At 63.4% G+C, this 7,120-nt stretch carries 8 protein-coding genes; 3 read left to right on the top strand and 5 right to left on the bottom strand.

Annotated features, from left to right (window positions below):
- The coding region (locus RMO95_RS21845) for a LysR substrate-binding domain-containing protein (RefSeq protein ID WP_310452803.1) at positions 1-367 on the top strand (367 nt) is incomplete at its 5' end.
- Positions 368-373: 6 nt separating this feature from the next.
- On the opposite strand, the gene RMO95_RS21840 is transcribed toward RMO95_RS21845, so the two are convergent.
- Positions 374-580 carry a copper ion binding protein gene (locus RMO95_RS21840; protein WP_310452802.1) on the bottom strand — a complete coding sequence of 69 codons (207 nt, stop codon included), beginning with the start codon at positions 578-580 and terminating at the stop codon, positions 374-376.
- A gap of 4 nt (positions 581-584) precedes the next feature.
- The gene (locus tag RMO95_RS21835) at positions 585-3,017 is read right to left on the bottom strand and encodes a heavy metal translocating P-type ATPase (protein WP_310452801.1); all 2,433 of its coding nucleotides are present in this window, start codon (positions 3,015-3,017) and stop codon (positions 585-587) included.
- Positions 3,018-3,110: 93 nt separating this feature from the next.
- Between RMO95_RS21835 and RMO95_RS21830 the strand changes: the two genes are divergently transcribed.
- Positions 3,111-3,515: a MerR family transcriptional regulator gene (locus tag RMO95_RS21830; protein WP_310452800.1), complete on the top strand. Its 405-nt coding sequence runs from the start codon at positions 3,111-3,113 to the stop codon at positions 3,513-3,515.
- A gap of 37 nt (positions 3,516-3,552) precedes the next feature.
- Here RMO95_RS21830 and RMO95_RS21825 read toward each other — a convergent pair whose 3' ends face one another.
- Positions 3,553-4,269, bottom strand: a complete 717-nt coding sequence (locus tag RMO95_RS21825) for a sulfite exporter TauE/SafE family protein (RefSeq protein ID WP_310452799.1) — start codon at positions 4,267-4,269, stop codon at positions 3,553-3,555.
- Positions 4,270-4,354: 85 nt separating this feature from the next.
- The gene (hemN, locus tag RMO95_RS21820) at positions 4,355-5,743 is read right to left on the bottom strand and encodes an oxygen-independent coproporphyrinogen III oxidase (RefSeq protein WP_310452798.1); all 1,389 of its coding nucleotides are present in this window, start codon (positions 5,741-5,743) and stop codon (positions 4,355-4,357) included.
- A 126-nt stretch (positions 5,744-5,869) separates the two neighbouring features.
- On the opposite strand from hemN, the gene fnr reads away from it, so the two are divergent.
- Positions 5,870-6,628: a fumarate/nitrate reduction transcriptional regulator Fnr gene (fnr, locus tag RMO95_RS21815; protein ID WP_310452797.1), complete on the top strand. Its 759-nt coding sequence runs from the start codon at positions 5,870-5,872 to the stop codon at positions 6,626-6,628.
- Here the strand turns inward: fnr and RMO95_RS21810 are convergent.
- Positions 6,625-7,014 carry a SirB2 family protein gene (locus tag RMO95_RS21810; protein WP_310452796.1) on the bottom strand — a complete coding sequence of 130 codons (390 nt, stop codon included), beginning with the start codon at positions 7,012-7,014 and terminating at the stop codon, positions 6,625-6,627. The two genes, fnr and RMO95_RS21810, sit on opposite strands and share 4 nt — an antisense overlap.
- Positions 7,015-7,120 lie beyond the last annotated feature (106 nt).

Below are 7,120 nucleotides of genomic sequence, written 5' to 3'. Positions count from 1 at the left end.
TCTGGATGTCCATCCAGTATATTCTAGCTCAAGTGGAGCTAAGTGGATACCCCATTTTCGCGAACAGGTACTCGACGCTTGCCCGGACATCAGTCACGCCGAAGGCTCGCTGCACGAGGGACACTCGATCGAGACCGTGCGCTGCATGGTGGCCTCGGGTTACGGCGTATCGGTGCTGCCGGCCGGTTCGCTCAGCGGGATCTACAAGAACGGCATGGTGGTGTCGATCCCCTTCGAAGACCCCGCGCCGTCGCGGCGCATTGCGCTGGCCTGGCGCCAAGGCTATAGCCGGCCAAAGCTTATCGAGGCCATCATCGAAGCCATCGAGCTGATCGACAATCCCAGCTACCGGCCCATCCCGGCCTAGCGCGACTCAGCCGGCATCGAAGCCGGCATCTTCGATGGCCTGTGCAAGCTGCTCGCGCGTCACCTTCGCCGCGTCGAACTCGACCACCGCCTGTTTCTGCTCCAGCGAAACCTCCGCCTTGGCCACGCCAGCCAGCGCCGTCAGCACGCCGGTCACGCTTTTCACGCAGCCGCCGCAGGACATGCCGCCCACCTTGATTGTCGTCGTTTCCATGTCATCAGTCCTTGTTTGATTGCCATCTGCGCAACAGCAGGGAATTGCTCACCACCGACACCGAACTTGCCGCCATCGCCGCACCGGCGATCACCGGATTCAACATGCCCAGCGCCGCCAGCGGAATGCCGAGCACGTTGTAGATGAAGGCGAAGAAGAGATTCTGCCGTATCTTTGAAAGCGTCGCCCGCGACAGCGAAATCGCGTCGGCCACGCCGCCGAGGTCGTCGCGCATCAGCGTGATGTCCGCCGCCTGCATCGCGACGTCGGAGCCCGCCGCCATGGCGAAGCTGACGTCGGCCGCGGCCAGCGCCGGCGCGTCGTTGATGCCGTCGCCGGCCATGCCGACCAGGCGGCCGGCACCCTTGAGCTGGTTCACCGCTGCCGCCTTGTCGCCGGGCAGCACCTCGGCCTCGAAGCGTTCAATGCCGGCTTCGTGGGCGACGGCCTGTGCCGTGCCGGCATTGTCGCCGGTCAGCATCACCACCTCGATGCCAAGCCGGTTGAGGCGGGCCACCGCCGCGCGCGACGTGGCGCGCAGCGGATCGGCGATGCCGATGAAGCCAAGCAAGACGTCATCGGCCACCACCGCGACGACGCTGCGGCCGGCTTGCGCCAGTTCATCCGCCTGCGGCGCGGACCAGCCCTGTTGTTTCATCCATGTCACGGAACCGAGCTGCACGCGACGGCCCTCGACCTCGCCCTGCAGGCCCCGTCCCGCCATCGTCACCACGTTCTGCGGCGTCGCCAAGGACAGTCCGTCCGCCTTGGCCCGCGCCACGATCGCCGCGGCCAACGGATGCGTCGAGCCCTGTTCGAGGCTGGCGGCGAGTTGCAACAGAGTTATGTCCCCCGCTGTGCCGGGGACGGTAGCCCTTGCGGACGCCGTGTCGCCAGCGCCAACTTTCACCACATCGGTAACCACGGGCCGCCCTTCGGTCAGCGTGCCGGTCTTGTCCACCACCAGCACCTTGAGTTTCTCCGCCAGTTCCAGCGCCACGGCATTGCGGATCAGTACCCCGGCGCGGGCGCCCTGGCCGGTGCCGACCATGATCGCGGTCGGCGTCGCCAGGCCCAGCGCGCAGGGGCAGGCGATCACCAGCACCGCCACCGCATTCACCAGCGCCTGGGTGAAGTCGCCGGCCAGCGCCCACCAGGCGATGAAGGTCAGCAACGCGATGACCACAACTACCGGGACGAAGATCGCCGACACCTTGTCGGCCAGGCGCTGCACCGGCGCCTTCGAGCCCTGTGCTTCTTCCACCAGACGGATGATGCCGGCCAAGAGCGTGTGGCTGCCGACACCCGTGGCGCGGCAGCGCAGCAGTCCGTCGCCGTTGATGGTGGCGGCGAAGACGCGGTCGCCCGCGGCTTTGGTCACCGGCAGGCTCTCGCCGGTAAGCATGGCTTCATCGGCCGAGGATGCGCCTTCGATCACCTCGCCATCGACCGGCATCGCTTCGCCGGCACGGACCACGAAGACATCGCCGGGGATCAGCGTCGCCACCGCGACGTCGACCAGTTCGCCGCCTCTCTCGATGCGCGCCGTCTGCGGCTGCAGCTTGGCCAGCGCCTCGATCGCGGCCGAGGTCTTGGCCTTGGCCCGCGCTTCGAGGATCTTGCCCAGCAGCACCAGCGTGATCACCGTCGCCGAGGCCTCGAAATACACGTGCTGGTGATGCAGGTTCCACAGCGTGACGACCAGGCTGTAGGCCCAGGCCATGCTCGTGCCCAGCGCCACCAGAACGTCCATGTTGCCCGCCCCGCCGCGTATGGCGTTGAAGCCGCCGACGTAGAAGCGCCAGCCGATCCAGAACTGCACCGGCGTCGCCAGCAGCAGTTGCAGCCAGCGCGGAATGACATCCTCATGCTGGCTGGCGCTGAACATGAAAATCATCTGCGCCACCAGCGGCAGGGTCAGCGCGGCGGAAATCCAGAAACGGCGCAGCTCCTCGTGATACACGGCCAGCTTGCGCGCCTTCTCCTCGGCCCGCGTGTCGTTGTCGGAGACCGTCGCCGTGTAGCCGGCCTTGAGCACCGTCGCCACCAGCCGCTCGGCATCGCTGAGGCCTGGCACATAACGCACATGGGCTTTTTCGCTGGCGAAATTCACCGTCGCTTCGACGCCCGGCAATTTGTTCAACTGCTTCTCGATGCGCGCCGCGCAGGCCGCGCAGGTCATGCCGCCGATGGCGAGTTCGAGCGTCGCCGGCGGCACCTCGAAGCCGGTCTTGCGTATGGTCTCGACCAGCTTCGCCGCGCTGGTGTCGGCCGTCGCATAGCGTACGGTCGCCCGCTCCGTGGCGAAGTTCACCGTCGCTTCGACCCCCGGCAGCTTGTTCAGCTGCTTCTCGATGCGCATCGCGCAGGCGGCACAGGTCATGCCGGCCAAAGGCAGCTCCAGCGCCTCGTTTTCTTTGTCAGTGGCTGCGTTCATCGCCATCTCTCCAGTCAGGCCGCAGGTGCGGCTGGAAGTTCCACGGCAGCAAGTCTAAACTCCGTACCTTGGTACGTAGTCAAGGGGTTTCCGATGAAAATTTCAGAACAGACTTTCACGATCGGCAAACTGGCGAAAGACGCCGGAGTCGGCGTCGAGACGGTGCGCTACTACCAGCGCCGCGGACTGCTCGCCGAGCCGCCCGCCGTCTCCGGCTATCGCCGCTACGACACGCTGCACCTGGAGCGCCTGAACTTCATCAAGCGCGCCCAGGGCGTCGGCTTCACGCTGGAGGAAATCGCCGAGCTGATGACGCTCAACGATACCCGCGACCACCGTCTTGCGCGCAATCTGGCCAGCGAGAAGATCCGCAGCATCGAAACCCGCATCGAGCAGTTGGCCAAAGTCGCCAATGCCCTGCGTCATCTGGTGCGGGAGTGCGAATGTGGCGGTCAGGAGATGCCCTGCCCGATTATCCGTATGGCGCTGACGCCTTGAAACGAAGCACCGTCGCCGTAGCGCCAGCGCCAACTCTTCAAACGTGACCGACCACGCCCTGCCAGAGCTTGCCGCCCAGGGTCGCCGCATTGACCAACCCATACACGCCGAAACCCAGCACCAGCAGGCCGGATCCCAGTCGCAGCGCGCGTCCCTGAATCACGCTGCGAAAGCGCGCCAGCAGTAATCCCGCCAGCATCAGATTGGGCAGGGTGCCCAAGCCGAAGGCCAGCAGCGTTGTCGCGCCGCGCAACGCGCTGCCGGTGAGCAGGGCCATCGCCAGCACGCTATAGACCAGGCCGCAGGGCAGCCAACCCCACAGCAAGCCAAGCGGAAACGCCTGCGCCGGTCCGCGCACCGGCAGGAAACGCTTGGTCGCGGGTTGGATGCGCCGCCACAGCCACTGCCCGGCACGTTCGGTGAAGGCCAGCGCGCCGGTTATGCCGGTCAGGTAGAGGCCGAGCGCGATCATCATCAGGTTGGCGGCGACATACAGCGTCAGTTGCACCGGCAAGGCGTTGTTGAGCAGCAGACCGAGGCTCCCCAGCGCACCCATCAGGGCGCCAGCCAGGGCATAGCTGCTGATGCGGCCGAGGTTGTAGGCGAGGTGGATGGTCCATGCCGGACCCGCAGTGCCCGGCTTGCCCGGCACTTGCAGGGTGAGCGCGGAGACGATGCCGCCGCACATGCCGGCGCAGTGCACCCCACCCAACAGGCCGATCAGAAATACCGCGAGAAAACCGCTGTCAGGCATTAACGTGAACGTCGCGTCAGCGACCCATAATCTCCCTCTCCGTCAAGGAGAGGGCTGGGGTGGGGACGGGGCAGCCCCCTCAAGGTCAAATGACCTTGGAATAGCGAACGCGTTCGCGGTCGGTGCGCAAGTAGCGGTCGAAGGCCATGGCGATGCCGCGCACCAGCAGGCGGCCGCGCGGCTGGACGCTGATCCACTGGTCGTCGATGGTCAGCAGGCCGCCCTTTTCCATTTCGCGCAGATCCGCCAGTTCTTCCGCGAAATACGACTTGAAGTCGATCAGATGGGCGATTTCGATGGATTCGATCGAAAGCTCGAAGTGGCACATCAGCGCCTGGATGATGCTGCGCCGCAAGAGATCGTCGGCGTTGAGCTCGATGCCGCGGAAAATCGGCAGCACACCCTGATCGAGGCGATCATAATACTCGTCGAGCGTGCGCACGTTCTGGCAGTAGCTCGGTCCGACCTTGCCGATCGCGGACACGCCGAAGGCCATCAGGTCGGCTTCGGCATGGGTCGAGTAACCCTGAAAATTGCGATGCAGCCGGCCTTGGCGCTGGGCCACGGCAAGTTCGTCGTTCGGTTTGGCGAAGTGGTCCATGCCGATGAAAACGTAGCCCGCCTCGGTCAAGCGGCGAATGGCCAGTTGCAGGATCTGCAGGCGCGCATCGGGCGACGGCAGATCGGCTTCGTTGATGCGCCGCTGCGGCTTGGCCAGGCTCGGCAGGTGCGCATAGTTGTAGATCGACAGGCGATCCGGATCGAGCTTGAGAACCTCGTCCAGCGTATGGTTGAAGCTGATCACGTTCTGCTTGGGCAGGCCGTAGATCAGGTCGACCGAGATTCCCTTGAACCCGAACTCGCGCGCCGAATCGATCACCAGCTTGGTTTCTTCGAGGCTTTGCACGCGATTCACGGCGACCTGAACTTCGTGCGAAAAATCCTGGACGCCGACACTCATGCGGTTGAAGCCAAGTTCGCCGAGCAACTTCACGGTTTCGCGATCGACCTTGCGCGGGTCGACTTCGATCGAGTATTCGCCACCCGGTAGCAGGCGGAAATGCTTGCGGATGATATCCATCAGCCGGCGCATTTCGTCGTTGCTGAGGAAGGTCGGCGTACCGCCGCCGAAATGCAGCTGGACCACGTCGCGGCTGCCTTCCAGGGCAGCTTCCTGCATGGCGATTTCCTTGCCCAGGTACTTGATGTACTTGGCGGAACGACCATGATCCTTGGTGATGATCTTGTTGCAGGCGCAGTAGTAGCAGATCGTGTTGCAGAAGGGGATGTGGACGTATAATGATAAAGGTCGACCTATGCCACCCACCGTTCTCTTGCCCAGCCAGCGCGTGTAATCGTCCGCGCCAAAGGCCTCGACGAATCGGTCGGCAGTCGGATACGAGGTATATCGCGGGCCATTTACGTCGAAACGCCGAATGACTTCCGGGTCAAAAATGAGTTCCTGATAATCCATTGGCTAAAGGTACGAGATTGAGGCACGGGTGGTACATCCACCGCAAGTCTACACGATGCCGCAATCACGAATAAGTTGCATTGATAAATATCAAAGGGCTACCCTTAAACCGGTAACGCGACAAGCGTGCATGCAAACGTCAAACACAATGTAGTCCCGCTGATCACTCCAGGGCTCAAGGTCGCCTGTTCGCAGTGCAACCTGCGCGAATTGTGTCTGCCGTTCGGCCTTTCGGACGAGGACATGGCTCGCCTTGACAATCTGATCGGCGGCGGGCGCAAGTTGAAGCGTGGCCAGCACCTGTACCGTGCCGGCGAAGCCTTCGAATCCATTTTTGCGGTCAAGGCCGGATTCTTCAAGACCGACGTACTGACCGAAGACGGTCGCGACCAGGTGACGGGCTTCCAGATGGCCGGCGAGATTCTCGGCATGGACGGCATCAGCACCGAGGTGCATACCTGCAATGCCGTGGCCCTGGAAGACAGCGAGGTCTGCCTGATCCCGTTCACCGAACTGGAAATGCTTTCCAGCGAAATTCACTCGCTGCAGCATCACCTGCACAAGGTCATGAGTCGCGAGATCGTGCGCGACCACGGCGTCATGATGCTGCTGGGAACAATGCGCGCAGAGGAACGCCTGGCGGCCTTCCTGCTGAATCTTTCCCAGCGCTTCAACGCTCGCGGCTATTCGCCGGCAGAGTTCCATCTGCGCATGACGCGCGAGGAAATCGGCTCCTATCTTGGTCTCAAGCTTGAAACCGTGAGCCGCGCCTTTTCCCGCTTTCAGGACGAAGGCCTGATCTCGGTGCAGCAAAAGCATATCCGGATTCTGGACATTCCCCGCCTCAAGACCCTGCTGACGCCGGCCGACGGTCGCCTCGGCTAGGCCATTGCCGCCAGAAAGCCCAGCGGCTGGCGCGTCAGCGCCACCGAGACGATCCAGCCGAAAACCGCCATCGAGGCCAGCCAGCAAATGACGCGCATCCGTCGCGTGCTCGCCTCCCGCAGCGCCAGGATGCCGAGGATTATGTAGGCGATCACGCCCAGCACCTTCGCCGTGACCCAGTCGACCACGAACGGATACTGGCCGGACATTGCCGCCAAGGTCAGCGCGGCGACCAGCAGCAGCGTGTCGTTGATATGGGGCAAGACCCTGACCCAGCGCGCTGTCAGCAGCGGGGAATCGCGAATCATCAATACGCCGCGCAAAAAAAAGCCGGTCAGACTCAGGACCACGCTGATGACATGTACGTATTTGACCAGGATGTACATGATTGCTAGTAGTCAATCAACAAGGAAAAGGCGCATTCCCCGTAGGAGCGGGCTTGCTCGCGATAAGCCGTTGTCGCGAGCAAGCTCGCTCCTGCATCCATCGGTT

The organism is Sulfuritalea sp., from assembly GCF_031426875.1.
In the GTDB taxonomy this organism is placed as follows: Bacteria; Pseudomonadota; Gammaproteobacteria; order Burkholderiales; family Rhodocyclaceae; genus Sulfuritalea.
Note: the sequence above shows the minus strand (reverse complement) of the source record. Positions and strands in the feature narration are given on the sequence as shown.

Coding starts and splice junctions, on each gene's coding strand:
- RMO95_RS21840 (WP_310452802.1), bottom strand. CDS start 580: ATGGAAACGACGACAATCAAGGTGGGCGGCATGTCCTGCGGCGGCTGC.
- RMO95_RS21835 (WP_310452801.1), bottom strand. CDS start 3,017: ATGAACGCAGCCACTGACAAAGAAAACGAGGCGCTGGAGCTGCCTTTG.
- RMO95_RS21830 (WP_310452800.1), top strand. CDS start 3,111: ATGAAAATTTCAGAACAGACTTTCACGATCGGCAAACTGGCGAAAGAC.
- RMO95_RS21825 (WP_310452799.1), bottom strand. CDS start 4,269: ATGCCTGACAGCGGTTTTCTCGCGGTATTTCTGATCGGCCTGTTGGGT.
- hemN (WP_310452798.1), bottom strand. CDS start 5,743: ATGGATTATCAGGAACTCATTTTTGACCCGGAAGTCATTCGGCGTTTC.
- RMO95_RS21810 (WP_310452796.1), bottom strand. CDS start 7,014: ATGTACATCCTGGTCAAATACGTACATGTCATCAGCGTGGTCCTGAGT.